Annotated in this window: 17 protein-coding genes; 4 read left to right on the forward strand and 13 right to left on the reverse strand. The window is 34.3% G+C overall.

Annotation, left to right across the window (positions count from 1 at the left end):
• Positions 1-21 precede the first annotated feature (21 nt).
• Positions 22-1,092, forward strand: coding sequence for a M42 family metallopeptidase (locus tag CAP47_RS04305; protein WP_100775548.1), 1,071 nt, complete (start codon positions 22-24; stop codon positions 1,090-1,092).
• A 72-nt stretch (positions 1,093-1,164) separates the two neighbouring features.
• Here the strand turns inward: CAP47_RS04305 and CAP47_RS12415 are convergent, their stop codons facing one another.
• Together CAP47_RS12415 and CAP47_RS12420 are read right to left on the reverse strand one after the other, a co-directional pair.
• Positions 1,165-1,443, reverse strand: a complete 279-nt coding sequence (locus CAP47_RS12415) for a hypothetical protein (RefSeq protein WP_202820546.1) — start codon at positions 1,441-1,443, stop codon at positions 1,165-1,167.
• Positions 1,444-1,605: a hypothetical protein gene (locus tag CAP47_RS12420; RefSeq protein WP_202820547.1), complete on the reverse strand. Its 162-nt coding sequence runs from the start codon at positions 1,603-1,605 to the stop codon at positions 1,444-1,446.
• A 208-nt stretch (positions 1,606-1,813) separates the two neighbouring features.
• On the opposite strand from CAP47_RS12420, the gene CAP47_RS04315 reads away from it, so the two are divergent.
• From CAP47_RS04315 to CAP47_RS04325, 3 genes are all read left to right on the forward strand, one after another.
• Complete coding sequence (locus CAP47_RS04315) at positions 1,814-2,410, forward strand: Crp/Fnr family transcriptional regulator (protein WP_100775549.1); 597 nt, start codon at positions 1,814-1,816, stop codon at positions 2,408-2,410.
• Between the two features lie 76 nt (positions 2,411-2,486).
• Positions 2,487-2,771, forward strand: a complete 285-nt coding sequence (locus CAP47_RS04320; RefSeq protein WP_100775550.1) for a hypothetical protein — start codon at positions 2,487-2,489, stop codon at positions 2,769-2,771.
• Positions 2,768-3,163 carry a group III truncated hemoglobin gene (locus tag CAP47_RS04325; RefSeq protein ID WP_317042687.1) on the forward strand — a complete coding sequence of 132 codons (396 nt, stop codon included), beginning with the start codon at positions 2,768-2,770 and terminating at the stop codon, positions 3,161-3,163. The genes CAP47_RS04320 and CAP47_RS04325 overlap by 4 nt, the downstream gene beginning before the upstream one ends.
• Before the next feature lie 61 nt (positions 3,164-3,224).
• On the opposite strand, the gene ftsZ is transcribed toward CAP47_RS04325, so the two are convergent.
• Genes ftsZ through CAP47_RS04380 form a run of 11 tightly spaced genes read right to left on the reverse strand, consistent with a single transcriptional unit; the run spans position 3,225 to position 17,234 of the window.
• Positions 3,225-5,132 carry a cell division protein FtsZ gene (gene ftsZ / locus CAP47_RS04330; RefSeq protein ID WP_100775551.1) on the reverse strand — a complete coding sequence of 636 codons (1,908 nt, stop codon included), beginning with the start codon at positions 5,130-5,132 and terminating at the stop codon, positions 3,225-3,227.
• Positions 5,133-5,156: 24 nt separating this feature from the next.
• Positions 5,157-6,545, reverse strand: coding sequence for a cell division protein FtsA (ftsA, locus tag CAP47_RS04335; RefSeq protein ID WP_100775552.1), 1,389 nt, complete (start codon positions 6,543-6,545; stop codon positions 5,157-5,159).
• An 8-nt stretch (positions 6,546-6,553) separates the two neighbouring features.
• Entirely contained in the window at positions 6,554-7,273 is a 720-nt protein-coding gene (locus CAP47_RS04340; RefSeq protein WP_100775553.1) for a cell division protein FtsQ/DivIB, read from the reverse strand.
• Positions 7,270-8,616, reverse strand: coding sequence for a UDP-N-acetylmuramate--L-alanine ligase (murC, locus tag CAP47_RS04345; RefSeq protein WP_100775554.1), 1,347 nt, complete (start codon positions 8,614-8,616; stop codon positions 7,270-7,272). The genes CAP47_RS04340 and murC overlap by 4 nt, the downstream gene beginning before the upstream one ends.
• A complete protein-coding gene (murG, locus tag CAP47_RS04350) occupies positions 8,616-9,713 on the reverse strand; it encodes an undecaprenyldiphospho-muramoylpentapeptide beta-N-acetylglucosaminyltransferase (protein WP_100775555.1) in 1,098 nt (365 codons plus the stop codon). Before murG ends, murC begins: the two co-directional genes overlap by 1 nt.
• Entirely contained in the window at positions 9,710-10,921 is a 1,212-nt protein-coding gene (locus tag CAP47_RS04355) for an FtsW/RodA/SpoVE family cell cycle protein (protein WP_100775556.1), read from the reverse strand. The genes murG and CAP47_RS04355 overlap by 4 nt, the downstream gene beginning before the upstream one ends.
• A gap of 11 nt (positions 10,922-10,932) precedes the next feature.
• Entirely contained in the window at positions 10,933-12,273 is a 1,341-nt protein-coding gene (gene murD / locus CAP47_RS04360; protein WP_100775557.1) for a UDP-N-acetylmuramoyl-L-alanine--D-glutamate ligase, read from the reverse strand.
• Positions 12,273-13,490 carry a phospho-N-acetylmuramoyl-pentapeptide-transferase gene (gene mraY, locus CAP47_RS04365; RefSeq protein ID WP_100775558.1) on the reverse strand — a complete coding sequence of 406 codons (1,218 nt, stop codon included), beginning with the start codon at positions 13,488-13,490 and terminating at the stop codon, positions 12,273-12,275. Before mraY ends, murD begins: the two co-directional genes overlap by 1 nt.
• A 3-nt stretch (positions 13,491-13,493) precedes the next feature.
• Positions 13,494-14,960, reverse strand: coding sequence for a UDP-N-acetylmuramoyl-L-alanyl-D-glutamate--2,6-diaminopimelate ligase (locus CAP47_RS04370; protein WP_100775559.1), 1,467 nt, complete (start codon positions 14,958-14,960; stop codon positions 13,494-13,496).
• Positions 14,957-16,921: a penicillin-binding protein gene (locus tag CAP47_RS04375; RefSeq protein WP_100775685.1), complete on the reverse strand. Its 1,965-nt coding sequence runs from the start codon at positions 16,919-16,921 to the stop codon at positions 14,957-14,959. Before CAP47_RS04375 ends, CAP47_RS04370 begins: the two co-directional genes overlap by 4 nt.
• Positions 16,914-17,234 carry an FtsL-like putative cell division protein gene (locus CAP47_RS04380; protein WP_093239782.1) on the reverse strand — a complete coding sequence of 107 codons (321 nt, stop codon included), beginning with the start codon at positions 17,232-17,234 and terminating at the stop codon, positions 16,914-16,916. Before CAP47_RS04380 ends, CAP47_RS04375 begins: the two co-directional genes overlap by 8 nt.
• Positions 17,235-17,236 lie beyond the last annotated feature (2 nt).

Consider the following 17,236-nt stretch of genomic DNA (forward strand, 5'->3'; position numbering starts at 1 on the left):
CAAGAATTAAAACAAAGAACAATGGATAAGAATGCATTAGAATTTTTAGAGAAATATTTAAATAACGCAGCACCAACTGGCTATGAAGCTGAAGGTCAGAAAATGTGGATGGATTATTTACGTCCTTATGTTGACGAATTTATCACAGACAATTACGGAACTGCTGTTGGCGTTATTAATCCAGATGCAAAATACAAAGTTGTGATAGAAGGCCATGCTGATGAAATATCTTGGTATGTCAACTATATCACAGATAATGGATTAATTTACGTGATTAGAAATGGTGGTAGTGATCACCAAATTGCAACGTCAAGACGTGTTAATATTCACACTAAAAAAGGAATTGTTAATGGTGTTTTCGGTTGGCCAGCAATTCACACACGTGATAAATCTAATGAACAAGCACCAAAACAAGATAATATTTGTATTGATGTTGGTTGTGCAACAAAAGAAGAAGTAGAAGAACTTGGCGTTCATGTTGGTTGCGTGATAACTTACCCAGATGAGTTTTTTGTCCTTAACGAAAATAAATTTGTGTGTCGTGCACTTGATAACAGAATGGGCGGTTTCATGATTGCTGAAGTTGCTAAAATGTTGAAAGAAAATGAAGTCGAACTTGACTTCGGGCTTTATATTACAAACTCAGTGCAAGAAGAAGTTGGTTTACGAGGTGCAGAAATGATCACACAACGCATCAAACCTGATGTTGCTATTGTCACTGATGTTTGCCATGACACAACAACACCAATGATTGACCAGAAAAAAGAGGGAAAAACAAAAATTGGTGATGGACCAGTGATAAGCTATGCACCAGCAATACAAAACAATTTGAGAGAACTCATTATAAACGCTGCTGAAGAAAATAAGATTCCTTTTCAACGCCTTGCTGCAAGCCGCGTTACAGGAACAGATACAGATGCTTTTGCATATAGTAATGGCGGTGTTCCTTCAGCTTTAATATCGCTTCCACTTCGCTATATGCACACAACTGTTGAAATGGTACACCGCGATGATGTTGAGAACGTGATTAAAATGATTTATGAGAGTTTATTGAAAATTAAAAATAATCATAATTTCAGTTATTTTCAATAATAGAAATTTCTAAGAAAAGAAAAGTTGCTGTTTAGAATTGAATTCCAAACAGCAGCTTTTTATATAGCAAAATTATTCTTTAGCCTTCTTTCTTCGATATCTAAATCTAATTAAAATACCAACGACATATCCGTAAATTAAGTGAGCAAAAGTCCAGAAAAACCAAGCATAGAAATCATTTGAAGCTGGAGGTTGATCCGATAAAGCTGTCAGAAAAAAGAGAGCTCCACTTCCAATTGTATAAAAAGCAACATAAAGTGAAATGAGGTTTTCTTTATTGAAAAACTTTAAAATAACATACAAACCGATAACACTAATGATACATGTTGCAAAATGAAATATGTATCCCATTTACCACACAGGCTCTAAATCTTTAACGACTGGTACATATTCAAAATTTAACAACAAAAAATAAGCTGAATTTCCCGTTGTTAACATCACCACTTTTAAAAATAGCAAAAGAACAATTCCTGCAATAAAGCCGATAGTAAATAAATTTGTTAGAGCTTTCATCTTCTTAAGTTTTAAAAATTCATATCAAGAAATCACTTCTCATTTATAACTTTCATATAATATAATAAATATCAGCCTATTAACTGACCAACTCCTCTACTATCATAAAAATCATATCATTTTCAACGGAAATAAAAATGATATTCATCATCTTACACTCAAATAGGATAAATATATCTTATTTTTGAAGTAAAATCCTACTTGACAAATGGTTCCTGAAAACATTTTGAATGCTTACCAAGCATCTATTGAAAAATATAAAAAAGGTGAAGTTATTTTTGAAGAAAATGATAATGCACATCATTATTTCCAAGTCCATCAGGGACAGGTTAAAATGAATAATTATAATGAAAATGGGAAAGAATTTATTCAAGGCATTTTTTACGCTGGAGATAGTTTTGGGGAGCCACCATTATTCGCTGACATCAAATATCCCGCGGCAGCTGTAGCGCTTGAGGATTCCTTGATTTATAAACTTTCAAAACCTAAATTGATCAACTTGCTTGAAGAGCAACCAAAAGTACACTTTCATATCACCGAACGTTTATCAAAACGCTTGTATTACAAATCTTTAATGGCTTCTGAAATTTCTTCTGAAGAACCTGAACATCGTATTGTAAGCCTTTTACATTTTTTAAAAAAACATGTGCATCACCTAGAAGATCATGAGGATTTTGAGGTTGATTTAAAACGTCAACAAATTGCTGATTTAGCAGGTTTAAGAGTTGAAACAGTTATTAGAGCTTGTAAAAATTTAGAAAAGAAAAAGAAAATTAGAATTGTAAAACGTAAAATATTATTCTAATAAAATCTAAAAATTCGACTTGATTGAAATCATAAACTGAAAGATTTATTATATTTAAGTTTGTAATAAAAAGATTATGAGCGTATTACAAGATTTAAATCAGAAGTTTCAGGAAGAATATATGGCAAACGCAGTTCTAGGAATTATCCTTTCAAGTTGTTTGGGATCCATTGCCGCCATGATGATTTTGATTGATGGAAATACAATTTTCAATCTCATACATCTTACATGGATTGTGAGTGTTTGCATGATTTACAATATGGCTTTTATAGTTCATCTTAAGGAAAACTTAGTCCTGAACATACTTTACCTCAGCGTTGCATCAAGTTTATTAACAATCTTATATCACATTATATTTTGATTAAAAAAGATATTTCAAACAGAGCTGATGTCGAATTACTCGTCAATACTTTTTATGATCGCATTCGTCAAAATGAAAAAATAGGCTTTTATTTCAATGAGACTATTGATGATTGGGAGAGTCATTTAATCAAATTAACTGATTTCTGGGACACACAGCTTTTAGGTGCTAGAAATTTTAGAGGTAATCCAAGAGTGGCTCACATCAAAGTCGATAATCATTTTAATCATGAAATAACAACGAAAGAATTTGGTGAATGGCTCAATTTATGGTTTCAAACTGTTGATGAGCTTTTTAAAGGCGAAGTTGCTCAAACAGCTAAAGACAGAGCCAGGAGGATGTCAACACATCTCTTTATGAATATGTATAGATACAGAAACATTGACACTTAAACAAAAAAAGTCGCTTTGAAAATAATCTCAAAGCGACTTTTATATTTTAATTCAAAATCTACTAATCTACATTATCATGTAAAAATGAATTATTAGATTTTAAAGAGATTCCATCTTCATCATTTTGAACTGAAGTTCTAGAAATATTTTGTTGATTACGCTCATGTTTTTCGATATCAACACCTGCACGTTTATAAGCTGGTTGCTTCTCGATTTCATCAATATTATTTCTGTTTCTAAACTTATAATTGAACTGCTTCATCTTAGCACGACGCTCTTCAGCACGTGCAGCAAGATCAGCAATTGATGAATTGAAAGGATCAACTTCTTTTGGAGCAGATGCTTCTTGAGTTTCATTTCTTTGAGATCTAGGCTCTTCTCTTTTTGTAAACAAATCAGCTTTTAAAGCAGGATTCTCTTCAGGTTCTTGTTCCTTTTTAGAATCCTTAGATTCTTGTTTCTGCTTTGGCTCAAAATCAACATCGCTATTGTAATCTTCGAAGTCTTCTAAATTATAACGCTTTACCAATTCAGGCTTTGCTTGTTCACTTTGACGACTTTGAGAATGGCCTTGTTGTGAATGTTGGCTTTCCTCAGAGTGAGATTTGTAAATCTCTTCATGATGAACTTCCTCTTCTTCTTGAGGTGAAGAGAAATCAAAATCTAAAAAAGTATTCGCTTCTTTTTCTTCTTCAACTTCAAGTTCTTGAGGTGTTTTATCATGAATTTCAAAATCAAAATCTTGCTCAGTTTTTTGTGATTCAGCTTTTAAAGATTGATCATCATTAGATTGTGGCTTTTCTGGCTGAGTTGGTTTAGGCTGAGGCTGATTTGTACTTTGCTCAGGTTTTGGTGTGTTCGGTTTCGGAATTGGTTGATCAAAAGTTGAGCCTGATTTTGGCGCAGATAAATTTTGCTCTGCTTTTTGCTCATCTTCTAATGTATGAATGATTTTTTTCGTTTCAGTATTAACGATTTCATCCTGAGTTTCAGTATTAAATCCCGTAGCGATAATTGTTACCGTGATTGACTCTTCAAGCGCTTCGTCTTCACCGATACCCATAATAATATTTGCGCTATGTCCAGCTTGCTTCTGAATATGATCATTGATTTCGCCGATCTCATCAAGAGTAATTTCATCACGACCAGAAACAATAAGTAACAGCACATTTTGAGCACCTGTAATTTTATTGTCGTTTAATAATGGTGACTCTAGCGCTTTTTCAATAGCAACATTTGCACGGTTTGTACCTGATGCAGATGAAGATCCCATAATTGCAGTTCCACTATCGCTCAACACTGTTTTTGCATCGCGCAAGTCAATGTTTTGCGTGTAGTGATGCGTTATCACTTCGGCAATACCACGAGAAGCAGTTGCTAAAACTTCATCAGCTTTAGAGAAACCCGATTTAAATCCGAGGTTTCCATAAACTTCTCTCAATTTATTATTGTTGATCACAATTAAAGAATCAACATTATTTCTTAACTCTTCAACACCTATTTGTGCTTGTTCATTTCGAGTACGACCCTCGAATTGAAAAGGAATCGTCACAATACCGACCGTCAAAATATCTAATTCTCTAGCGGTTTTAGCAATCACAGGTGCTGCACCTGTTCCTGTACCACCACCCATTCCGGCAGTAATAAAAAGCATTTTAGTATTTGTTCCTAAAAGATCTTTGATATCTTCAACAGATTCCTCTGCTGCTTGTCTTCCAATATCAGGATTAGCGCCAGCACCAAGACCTTCAGTTAAGTTCACACCTAATTGAATTTTATTTGGAACGGGACTACTTTCTAAAGCTTGCGAATCTGTATTACAGATTACAAAGTCAACACCATTAATCCCTTGCCTAAACATGTGATTAATAGCATTAGATCCGCCACCTCCTACACCTATGACTTTGATGACGTTTGATTGGTTTTTTGGTAAATCAAAAGCGATATTATTATCTAATTCCATGCTCATTTTTTTTGTCGTAATTTTCTTTACTTATTCTGCTTTGTCTAAAAAATCTTTCACTTTGTCAAAAAACTTGTCAAAAAAACTGCGTTTTGGTTCTGCAGGTTTCTTGGATTCGTAATCTTCATGAAGAAACGAATCTTTGTCCCGGTGTATTTTTTCTTCAGTTTCTGGTTGATCAGTGATATTCTCTTCTATGTTCTCAGAGTTTTCTAACTCTTCTTGTTGCGCCTCCTGCGCTTCTCTTTTTTCTTCTACTTGACGTTTCAAACTATCCATCACAAGGCCAACAGCAGTTGCATACATTGGGCTTGCAATTTCATCATCTGTGTCACCTGCTAAATGCTCGTTAGGAAAACCAACACGCGTGTCCATGCCTGTGACGTACTCAACTAACTGCTTTAAATGCTTGAGTTGCGCACCTCCGCCGGTAATTACAATGCCAGCAATTAATTTTTTCTTTTGCTCTTCGTGTCCGTAATTCTTAATTTCTAAAAAGACTTGCTCTATAATTTCTACCGCACGGTAATGAATAATTTTTGAAAGGTTCTTTAAAGAAATCTCTTTTGGTTCACGACCTCTTAATCCAGGAATTGAAACGATTTCGTTTTCCTTGTTTTCTCCTGGCCAAGCTGATCCAAATTTTATTTTTAGAAGTTCTGCTTGTTTTTCAATGATGGAGCAACCTTCTTTGATATCTTCAGTAATAACGTTTCCTCCAAATGGAATAACAGCCGTATGACGAATAATACCATCTTTAAAAATCGCTAAATCTGTTGTTCCACCACCAATATCTATGATGGCAACGCCAGCTTCTTTTTCTTCTTGACTCAAAACTGCATCAGCCGAAGCTAATGGTTCCAAAGTCATTCCGTTGAGGTTGAGTCCAGAATTCTGAACGCAACGCGCAATATTTCTAATCGACGAAATTTGACCTACAACAACATGAAAGTTGGCTTCTAAACGACCGCCTGACATACCGCGAGGTTCAACAATTTCTGATTGGCCATCAACTTTATATTCTTGAGGTAAAACATGTATTATTTCTTCACCAGGAAGCATCACTAATTTATGAACTTGATCACATAAATTCTCGATATCTTCATCATCAATAACTTCCTCTGGCTTTTGCCTTGTGATATAGTCACTATGTTGCAAGCTACGTATATGCTGACCTGCAATACCAACAGTCACCTCTTCTACTTCAGTTTTAGAGTTTGATTCAGCTTGTTGTAAAGCTTGCTGAATCGATTGAATAGTTTGCGTAATGTTATTGACAACACCTCTGTGAACACCTAAACTTTTTGTGCGTCCGATGCCGAGAATTTCAACTTTTCCATATTGATTTTCACGACCAATCATGGCAACAATTTTAGTTGTACCAACGTCTAGACCTACTACAATATTATCATTTTCCATGTTACAAACTATTGCTTTAAAGTACAAACGACTTGATTGCCAAATTGCAAATTAATCGTTTTGTAATCTTTTAATTTTTTATCTCTTTCTGCTTTTAAATAAAAAGCTTTATAATTAGAAATTTTCAACTCTATGTGTTCGGTTGTCCCAAAATCTATGGTATAGTCCTGATTTCTAACACTTAACTCAATCTGCGACTTTCCTGCCTTTTTACGGAGTGCAATGATATGTTTTTTTAAAAATTCATCCTTATAAAAAGTCCTTAAAAGTGGATAAATTATCGTGATTTCTTCTTCTGAAAAACCAGATACCAAAGGCACACGTGCCGAATATAATTTTGACAATGGCATAACATCACCATTTTTGTCTAAATATTGATAGCTTCCATCATAAAAACGCGCTATAGGTTCACGTTGTAAAACACGTACGCCCAATTCGCCTTGAATGTCTGAATAAATGTCAGCAGAAGCAATCATTTTGTTTTCATTTAACATTTGTTCTAATCCATTCAAATCTAACATATATTTGGAAAAACTTAAACTGTCTGCCATATTTTCTTTCAACAAATTCTCTATCGTTTCTTCATCGATAAAAAGCGCTTGTGCATCATCAAAATAAACTTTGATATTGCTGATTTCTCGTTTGTTATGATTCTTTTTTGCAAAGCCATATAAAGCACCTGCAAAAACAAAGACAACAACTATTCTTATCACAGACCAATTCATCATAACGCTATGTTTTTCAACAGTTTCTGAACTTCCAAACCAATATCTCCTGCGCCTAGCATGAGTATAATTCTATTTTTATTTTTAAATACTTTATCCTTTATTTCTTCTTTTTCAATTATATATTTTTCACTTGTAATTTTATCATACAAAAACTTTGCGTTGATACCTTCAATAGGTTCTTCACGCGCTGGATAAATTTCTAGTAAATTGACTTCATCAAATCCATTTAAAACCTCTATAAATTCATCAGCAAAATCTCTTGTTCGCGTGTAAAGATGTGATTGAAAAATAACAGATTTTTTTTCATCAGGATACAAATCATTAACCGCATCTAATACAGCTTCAATCTCTTTTGGATGATGCGCATAATCATCGATTAAAATAAGTTCATCAGTATCGATAACTTTATTAAAACGACGCTGAATACCTTCAAAATCGGACAACGCATCAGCATAAACCTGTGCATGCTCTGGCGCATAAGAAATTGCTAAACTCAATGCCATAGCCGAGTTTAAAACATTATGCCTCCCAGGTAAATTCGACTGAATATTTCTCAACTGAATGTCTTCAGAAGCATAATCGAAATAAAAATGTCTATTTTTGATAGAAATATTTTCTATATATACATCAGTATTATTTGAATTGAGAGAAATTTTCTTTCCTTCTAAATCAATCTCTTCACTGATAAAAATTTGATCTTTTGAAGTAACTTTTTGAGCGAAATCAATAAAGGTTTTTTCAAAAGCTCTTTTGGTTTCATAAACATCAAGATGATCGGGATCCATTGCAATAATGCAAGCATGTGTTGGTGATAACGACATAAAAGATCGATCAAACTCATCAGCTTCAACAACAAAAATATCACTTCCTGTTGAAATGTAATTTGAATTAAAGTTATTTAAAATTCCGCCTAGAAAACCTGTGACTTTCAATCCAGCTTTATAAAGCATAAAAGCAAGCATTGCAGAAGTTGTCGTTTTACCGTGTGTTCCTGCTACAGCCAATGTTGGTGTGCCTGTAGTAATTTCTCCTAAAACTTTCGCACGTTTGAGACACTCAAAATTTTGCTCACTAAAATATTTCAGAAAAGGATTGTTAACGTTTATCGCAGCTGTATAAACAACAAGTGTTTCTTCTTTAGAAAATTCTTGAAGCATTTCTTTATTGAATTCATCTATGAACTGAACGCCTTCTTTTTCAAGATTTTGAATTAAATCAGTTTTTGTCCTATCGTAACCTGAAACGGCAAAACCGTTTTGATTAAAATAACGTGCAAGCGAACTCATCCCGATACCACCAATACCGATAAAGAAAATATTTTTTATGTTTTTAAAAGCACGCATTAAGATCTTAGTTTTTCTATTCGTTCTATTTCATCCACAATTTCCTTCGTTGCATTTGGCTTAGCTAATTTTTTAAAATTATGGCTTAAGTTTTCTTGTAACTCAATGTCTGAGGTAAGCTTATGCATGATATCGTCAAATTCCTTATCAAGATTACGTTCTTCTAACATTAAAGCAGCATCTTTATCAACAATAGCTTCAGCATTTTTGACTTGATGATTCTCGGCTACATTTGGCGAAGGAATGAATAAAACAGGCTTGCCAACAATTGCTAATTCACTTACAGAACCCGCGCCTGCTCTTGAAATAATCACATCACTAGCAGCATAAGTCAGATTCATGTCTTCGATATACTTTAAGATCTTAACGCTGTCGTTTTCTAAATCTTTGTAACGTTCATAATACAACTGACCTGTTTGCCAAATCACTTGAATATTACGCAACTGAAACCAGTCCAATTTATCTGCGATAAATTCATTTATTCTTTGTGAGCCAAGGCTTCCGCCCACAACAAAAACAGCTTGCTTACCAGTAGATAAACCTAGTTTTCGTTTTGCTTCTTCAGAAGATAATTTTTGATTCAGTAAATTTAAACGGATCGGATTTCCAGTTAATTTGATTTTAGCTTTAGGAAAATAAGCGTCCATATTCTCATAAGCAACACATATTGATTTTGCACCAGGTGCTAACCATTTATTTGTGATGCCTGCATATGAATTCTGTTCTTGTATTAGTGTCGGAATGCTTAACCAACTCGCTGCTTTCAATGCAGCTGCTGATGCAAAACCACCTGTACCAATTGCCATTGATGGCTGAAATTTGATCATGATCGCGACGGATTGAAACAAACTAAAAATGAGTTTAAATGGAAAAAGAAAATTCTTCAAATCAAATTTTCTTTGAATCCCACTAATCCAAAGTCCTTTAATATTATAACCTAATTGAGGAATTTTTTCCATTTCCATTTTTCCCTTTGCGCCTATAAAAAGAAATTCAGCTTCAGGGAAACGTTCTTTAAGTTCTTCCGCGATCGCAACAGCAGGATAAATATGTCCGCCTGTGCCTCCACCTGATATGATGTATCTATGTTTTTTCATACAGTTTCACTTAAAACATCTAAAGGATTTTCTTCAGATTCATTTGCTTCGGTTTCGTCATTCGTTTTTTCAGATCTGTTTGATTTTTTACTAACACTCAACATCACCCCTAAAGCAACACATGTCATCCATATAGATGAACCTCCACTACTAATCAGTGGTAGAGTTTGCCCTGTAACCGGAATCAATTCTACAGCAACACTCATGTTAATCAATGCTTGAAAAATGATTGGTAAGCCAACAGCAATCGCTAAAAGCTTGGCATAAAAACTTGATGATTTCACAACAACAATTGTAAACCTGAAAAACAAGAATAAATAAGCTAACAAAACTGAAATACCACCAATAAGTCCAAATTCTTCAACAATAATGGCGTAAATAAAATCTGATGATGACTGTGGCAGGAAGTGTCGTTGAACACTTTTACCAGCACCTTGCCCAAAGATTCCACCAGTTGCAATGGCAATTTTTGCTTTTTCAACTTGATATTGTTCTTCTCCAGATGCTTCAGAAAAATTCTCTATTCTGCTCATCCAAGTATCAACTCTATTTGGAAAAAGATCAGGAAAAGCTTTAGCTGTTAGTCCAAAAATCAAGAGGAAAGCAACACTAATTCCTATCACATAGCTCATATATTTCATAGGATATTGACCTATAAAAGCCAAAATAATTACCATCATAAATATTAAAGCAGCGGTAGATAAATTGGCAGGTAAAATAAGGCCTGTAATGATGAAAACTGGAAGCCATAAAAATAATAAGCTTTGCTTAAACTTGATTTCTTTATCTTTATACTTAGCGAGATATCGCGCAACATACATTAGTAAGACAACTGACGCTAAACTTGAAGTTTGAAACGAGAGATTGACGTAAGGCACAAAAATCCAACGGCTTGCATTCGCACCGCCAATTGTTGTTCCTTGTGTTAATGTGATCACCAATAATATTATGACAAAAGGAATCATGATCATCGAGATCCCTTTAAAATAATGGTAAGGCACACGGTGAAAGAAATATATAAGGGAAAAACCTAATGTAAGATGTACTAAATGTTTTAAAACATAGGCAAAGGTATTGCCATCGCCTCCGTTGATATATGCAAGATTACTACTTGCACTAAAAACTGGAACGATAGAAAATAAAGCCAAGATGGCAACAACTGCCCAAATAGCTCGATCTCCTTCAATATTGTTGAAAAACTTTAGCACCTTATTTTACGTTATAAATTATTCACTACTTTTTTAAATTGATTTCCGCGATCTTCATAATTTTCAAATAAATCAAAACTAGCACAAGCTGGTGAAAGCAACACTGCATCACCTGTTACAGCAAAATGTTGCGCTGCCAAAACTGCTTCTTCCATTGAATCTGTTTCAATTACATCATCAACACTTTTACCGAAAGCTTCGATTATTTTTGAATTATCTAAACCAAGACACACAATTGCTTTGACTTTGTGGTTTACCAAATTCAATAAATCTTTATAAGCATTGCCTTTATCAACACCGCCAACAATCCAAACTGTTGGTTTTGTCATGCTATCTAAAGCATAGAAAGTTGCGTTGATATTCGTTGCTTTTGAATCGTTGATATATGAAATATTTTCAAATTTGCGAACTTCTTCTAATCGATGTTCAACACCTTTAAAGCTTTCCATACTTTCACGAATTGTTTGTTTTCTGATTTTTAACAAACGTGCTGCAGCTGAAGCAGCCATTGCGTTTTGTGCATTGTGCGCACCTTTAACGTTTAAATTATCTACTGACATACTAAATGACTTATCTAAAGGTAAATTGATTTGTATTTTATTATTTTCTATAAATGCTGATAAATCTTGCTTGAGGTGTGTTCGGCTAAATGGAATCATTTGCACTGGCACATCAATCTGATTCAAGTACTCTGTAATCGATTTTTCATCTTTATTATAAATGAAGAAATCTTCAGCGGTTTGATTTTTTAATATTCTAAATTTCGAGGCTCTATAAAGTTCAAAACTGTCTTCATATCGATCTAAGTGATCAGGCGTTATTGAGGTTAAAATTGAAATATGCGGCTTAAAAGTCACACAACCATCCAGTTGAAAGCTACTGATTTCAAGAACATAGTTATCAACTTTTTGAGTGGCTAAATGCATTGCAAAACTATCGCCGACATTTCCTGCCATGGCAACTGATAATCCAGCAGATTTCAGGATATGATAAACCATCTTTGTGACTGTGGTCTTTCCGTTTGAACCTGTAATGGCTATGATTTTAGCATCACAATACCTGAAGCCAAATTCTATTTCTGAGATCACTTCTATGCCTGCTTTGATAGAATCTTTAATCAAAGTAACAGAATCAGGAATTCCAGGACTTTTGACAATTAAGTCAGCTTCTGAAATTCGTTTTTCATTATGTTGTCCTTCTTCAAAAGAAATATTATATTCTTGAAGTAAGTTTTTGTACTTTTCTTTTAATTGGTTTCGATCAGATAAAAACACATCGTACCCTTTGACCTGCCCCAATATCGCAGCGCCAACTCCACTTTCTCCTCCACCAAGCACAACGAGCTTTTTCATTATCTAATTTTTAGAGTTACAATTGTAATCACCGCTAATAAGATTCCGATAATCCAAAAGCGCACAACAATTTTGCTTTCGTGAAATCCAAGCTTTTGGTAATGGTGATGTAAAGGCGACATTAAGAAAACACGTCGGCCTTCACCAAATCTTTTTCGTGTATATTTAAACCAACCTACCTGAAGAACAACAGATAAATTTTCTATAAAAAATATACCACATAATATCGGGATTAAAAGTTCTTTACGTGTTGCAATAGCAATCACAGCAATGATTCCACCAATCGTCAAACTCCCAGTATCACCCATAAAAATTTGAGCTGGATAAGTGTTATACCACAAGAAACCGATTAAAGCACCGACAAAAGCAGCGATATAAATCGTCATTTCTCCAGATCGCGGAATGTACATGACATCGAGATAATCTGAAAAAATAAGGTTACCCGAAACCCATGCAAAAATACCTAAGGTAAGAACAATTATTGCTGAACTTCCTGCTGCCAAGCCATCAACACCATCAGTGAGATTGGCTCCGTTGGAAACTGCTGTGACAATAAAAATGACAATTGGTATAAAAATAATCCAAGCATAAGCACCTAAATCTTCAGAAATCCAAGTTAATGCTTTTGAATAATCAAGTTCATTATTTTTAACAAAAGGAATTGTAGTCGTTGTTGATTTCACTTCATTGGCTTGTTCAATCTTAGTTTCTTCAACTGTGTTTTTAATCACATTAGCCTCACGCACTGTCACATCTTCATGAAAATACATAGTGGCACCAACGATTAAGCCCAAGCCAATTTGACCTATGACTTTAAATTTCCCTTTTAAACCTTCTTTATTCTTTTTAAAAGTTTTGATGTAATCATCTAAAAAACCGATTGCACCCATCCATATAGTTGTGATGATGAGCAAAATGATGTAAATATTATCAAGTTGATTGAATAATAAAACAGGAATTAAAGTCGCAATGATAATAATTAGTCCACCCATTGTCGGTGTTCCTGCTTTTTCGACTTGACCTTGTAAGCCAAGTTCACGAACACTTTCACCGATTTGTTTTCTTTGTAAAAACAGAATAATACGTTTACCAAAAATGGTTGAAATGAGCAGTGCAAAAATCAATGCAAATGCAGCTCTAAATGAGATATACTGAAACAACCTTGCGCCTGGCAAGTTGTAATTCTCTTCTATAAAATCAAATAAATAATAGAGCATGATTTAAAGATTAAAAAGTTTAAAATTAGTTGTCACATGCTCAACATCATCAAAGTCGTTTTTAACGCCATTGACATCTTGATAAGTTTCGTGTCCTTTTCCAGCAATAAGAATAATATCGTTTGCTTGAGCCATTTTACAAGCCGTTTTTATCGCCTGACCTCTGTCTGTTATTCTGATATATTTTGAAGTATTCTGGGCTTCTACGCCAGCTTCAACATCATCGATTATTTCATCTGGATTTTCAAAACGTGGATTGTCACTAGTAAATATCACTTGTGTGCTTAAACTCGTCGCGATATTTCCCATCACAGGACGTTTTGTTTTATCTCGATTTCCGCCACAACCAACAATTGTTGTGAGTGTTTCGTTATTTGTACGAATAGAATTGAGTGTTTTTAACACGTTTTTTAAAGCATCTGGTGTATGCGCATAATCAACAACGGCATGAACTTTCTTTTTGGGAGAAACGAGATGTTGAAAACGACCAGCTACTGGTTCTAATTTTGTTAATGCTTCAACAATTTCAAGCTCTAGCAAATCAAACTGTGACGCAACTGCATAAACTGCTAGAAGATTATAAACATTAAAATCTCCGATGAATCTCGACCAAACTTCAAGGCCATTTAATTCTAATTTTAAACCTTCAAAACTTTTTTCTAAAATTTTAGCCCTAAAATCTGCAATGGTTTTAATCCCATAGAAAACTTTTTTTGCAGAGGTGTTTTGTAAAATGAATTCACCATTTTTATCATCTTTATTACTGACCGCAACAGCAGTTTTTGGAAGTTGATCGAAAAGCTGTTTTTTGACATCGCGATATTCAGCAAATGAATGATGATAATCAAGATGGTCATGAGATAAATTCGTAAAAGCAGTGACATCAAAGTCTAAACCTAAAGTTCTTTTTTGATCGATTCCGTGTGAGCTCACTTCCATAAAGCAATATTCAACACCAGCATCAACCATATCTCTCATGTGCTTATTAATTGTTAATGAATCAGGCGTTGTTAATGAAGTTGAAATAGATTTCTCATTAATTTTAATGACAACGGTTGATATCAAACCCACTGGAAATCCGAGATTTTTAAACAATTGATACATCAAACTCGTCGTTGTTGTTTTTCCGTTGGTTCCTGTCACACCAATTAATTTCAAAGACTTTGATGGGGAATCGTAATAATGATTTGCCATATAAGCCATGGCTTGACGAGAGTCATTCACCCTAACATAAGTCACATCATTCGAGATGGTTTTCGGCATTTCTTCACAAATCACTGCAGTCGCACCAAACTCAACAGCTTTTTCTATAAAATCATGTCCGTTTGCTTTCTCACCATCGATAGCTATAAAACAATCATTGACTTTGATTTCACGAGAATCAAAATGTATGGCATTGATGTCTTGATCTGTTCGACCGATAACTTCTTCAAGAGAAACTCTATATAATATGTCTTTTAATTGTTTCAACCTAAAATTAAATTTATTTGTGTTTGAGATTTGATTTTTGTTCCTGCTGAAATAGATTGCTTCACGACTTTCCCTTCGCCGATTAGCTTTACATTAAGACCATTATTTTCCAAAATAGAAATGGCATCCATTGCTGGCATTCCGACTAAATTTGGCATAATGGTTTTATACTTTCTAGCTATTTCATTGTAATTATCTGATGATTCTTCTTCTTTTAATGAAGCAAATTGAACTTTTTCAATTTCATCAACCAATGGCGTATCGGAATAAATTTTCTTAGCAATACTTTTAAAAACAGGTGCTGCTACTTTACTTCCATAATAACCTATTCTTGGGTTTGGTTTATGAATAACAACGATGCAAGAATACTTTGGCTCATCCGCTGGAAAATAACCTGCAAAAGATGAGATGTATTTCCCTGAACCTTTCCAGTATTCAGTTTGGCATGTACCTGTTTTACCTGCCATCGAAAAATCTTCTGAATAAATCCCTTCTGCAGTTCCCCGCTCAACAGCGTTTTGCAAAATACTTTTCGCTTGCTTCGCAGTTTCTTCAGAGCAAACACTTCCTGAGATAATTGGTTTTTCGTAACTTTCTATAATTCGATTACGATCTCTTACAGATTTAATAAATTTCGGTTTGACCAACATTCCATCATTTGCAATCGCATTATAAAAAGTTAATGTTTGCAAAGCAGTCAGCGAAACACCATAACCAAAAGACATCCACGGTAAAGTTGTTCCATACCAATTAGCATCATCAGGATGTGGTATATGCGGGTGTCCTTCTCCTTTTATCTGCAAACCTATTTTCTCATCTAATCCCATCATTTTTAAACGATTAGAGAATTGCTCTGGTTTGTCTTTATAATTGTTATAAATCATTTTTGCAAAAGCCGTATTTGAAGATAACTCCAGAGCACGAGCAACAGAGATTTTACCATAACCTCCATAACGTGAATCTGTGACAACACGGTCAAAATATTCAATACGGCCTTTTTCAGTATTAATAACAGTACTTGTATCAACAACTTTATCCTCTAAAGCTGCAACCAGGCTCATCAATTTAAATGTTGATCCTGGTTCATGCGTTTCGTAAACAGCGTAATTTCTTTTTTCATAATATTTACCAAACTCTTTACTCATACCCAAATTGGCAATCGCTTTTATTTCACCAGTTTTGGTTTCCATCACGATGGCAGTTCCGTGATCAGCCTCAAAAGCTTCAAGCTGTTTTAGTAAAGCATGATGCGTAATATCTTGAATGTTCACGTCAATTGTCGTGACAACATCAAGACCATCAACTGGTTCAATTTGATTAATATCGGTAATTGGTTTCCACTGTCCTTTCGCTATTTTCTGTTTTAAACGCTGCCCTTTTTCTCCTTGTAAATAATCTTCAAAAGCACCTTCTAAACCAACATTATTGTAACCAACAGTTCTTTTCCCAACTTTTCCAAGAGGATATTCTCGCACTGTTGATTGCTCCGCGATAAATCCGCCTTTATAGGCACCGAGATTAAACATCGGTAAGCCTTTCACTTTTAAATATGCAGAATAGTCAAGGTTTTTGGCAATAAAAACGTAACGGTTATTGAGCTGACGCGCCTTCTTGAATTTTACTTGATAATGATTTGAAGAACGAGGAAAAATTTCCGCTAAACCATCAGCAAGTGGCTCAAGGTATTTTTTAAAGTTAGCATCTGAAACAGAAACCGGATCAAAACGGATTTCATATTTTGTAACAGAAGTTGCCAACAGATTCATTTTAGAATCATAAACATTACCGCGATTTGGTTCAATTGTAAATGTGCGATAAACTGTACTTTGTGCTAAATCTTCATATTTATCACCTTCGACAAATTGAATTGTAAAAAGCTTATAAACGATCAGCACTGCCACTGCAAAAAATGCAGCAAGAACAATGAAATAACGTTTGATTATGTGCTTTTCTTTATTCATCTTCTGACTTAACAACTATTTTGTAAGCTGGTTTAAGCGACGTGTAAATTCCTCTTTCGCTCATCATATCAGCTATATTTGACTCCATTTTCAAACGCATTAAGCGTTTTCTTGTATCAACAAATTCACTTCTTAATTCTTGCAATTCTTGATTGAGCTCTGCAACTTCATAAACTTTCTGTTCTGCTTGATGAGAACTCGCAATCATGATCATTGCCAAAACAGTGATATACACAATAAAAACCCATGTTTTCAATGAATCTTTACTGGTTAAAAAATCTCCTTTTAAAAAAGAAAAAAAACCATCTTGCATAC

It is taken from the genome of Psychroflexus sp. S27 (assembly GCF_002810405.1).
In the GTDB taxonomy this organism is placed as follows: Bacteria; Bacteroidota; Bacteroidia; order Flavobacteriales; family Flavobacteriaceae; genus Psychroflexus; species Psychroflexus halocasei_A.

Bases quoted from the DNA above. Each gene is read 5' to 3' on its own strand.
- CAP47_RS04305 (WP_100775548.1), top strand. From the start codon at position 22: ATGGATAAGAATGCATTAGAATTTTTAGAGAAATATTTAAATAACGCA.
- CAP47_RS12415 (WP_202820546.1), bottom strand. From the start codon at position 1,443: ATGGGATACATATTTCATTTTGCAACATGTATCATTAGTGTTATCGGT.
- CAP47_RS12420 (WP_202820547.1), bottom strand. From the start codon at position 1,605: ATGAAAGCTCTAACAAATTTATTTACTATCGGCTTTATTGCAGGAATT.
- CAP47_RS04315 (WP_100775549.1), top strand. From the start codon at position 1,814: ATGGTTCCTGAAAACATTTTGAATGCTTACCAAGCATCTATTGAAAAA.
- CAP47_RS04320 (WP_100775550.1), top strand. From the start codon at position 2,487: ATGAGCGTATTACAAGATTTAAATCAGAAGTTTCAGGAAGAATATATG.
- ftsZ (WP_100775551.1), bottom strand. From the start codon at position 5,132: ATGAGCATGGAATTAGATAATAATATCGCTTTTGATTTACCAAAAAAC.
- ftsA (WP_100775552.1), bottom strand. From the start codon at position 6,545: ATGGAAAATGATAATATTGTAGTAGGTCTAGACGTTGGTACAACTAAA.
- CAP47_RS04340 (WP_100775553.1), bottom strand. From the start codon at position 7,273: ATGATGAATTGGTCTGTGATAAGAATAGTTGTTGTCTTTGTTTTTGCA.
- murC (WP_100775554.1), bottom strand. From the start codon at position 8,616: ATGCGTGCTTTTAAAAACATAAAAAATATTTTCTTTATCGGTATTGGT.
- murG (WP_100775555.1), bottom strand. From the start codon at position 9,713: ATGAAAAAACATAGATACATCATATCAGGTGGAGGCACAGGCGGACAT.
- murD (WP_100775557.1), bottom strand. From the start codon at position 12,273: ATGAAAAAGCTCGTTGTGCTTGGTGGAGGAGAAAGTGGAGTTGGCGCT.
- mraY (WP_100775558.1), bottom strand. From the start codon at position 13,490: ATGCTCTATTATTTATTTGATTTTATAGAAGAGAATTACAACTTGCCA.
- CAP47_RS04375 (WP_100775685.1), bottom strand. From the start codon at position 16,921: ATGAATAAAGAAAAGCACATAATCAAACGTTATTTCATTGTTCTTGCT.
- CAP47_RS04380 (WP_093239782.1), bottom strand. From the start codon at position 17,234: ATGCAAGATGGTTTTTTTTCTTTTTTAAAAGGAGATTTTTTAACCAGT.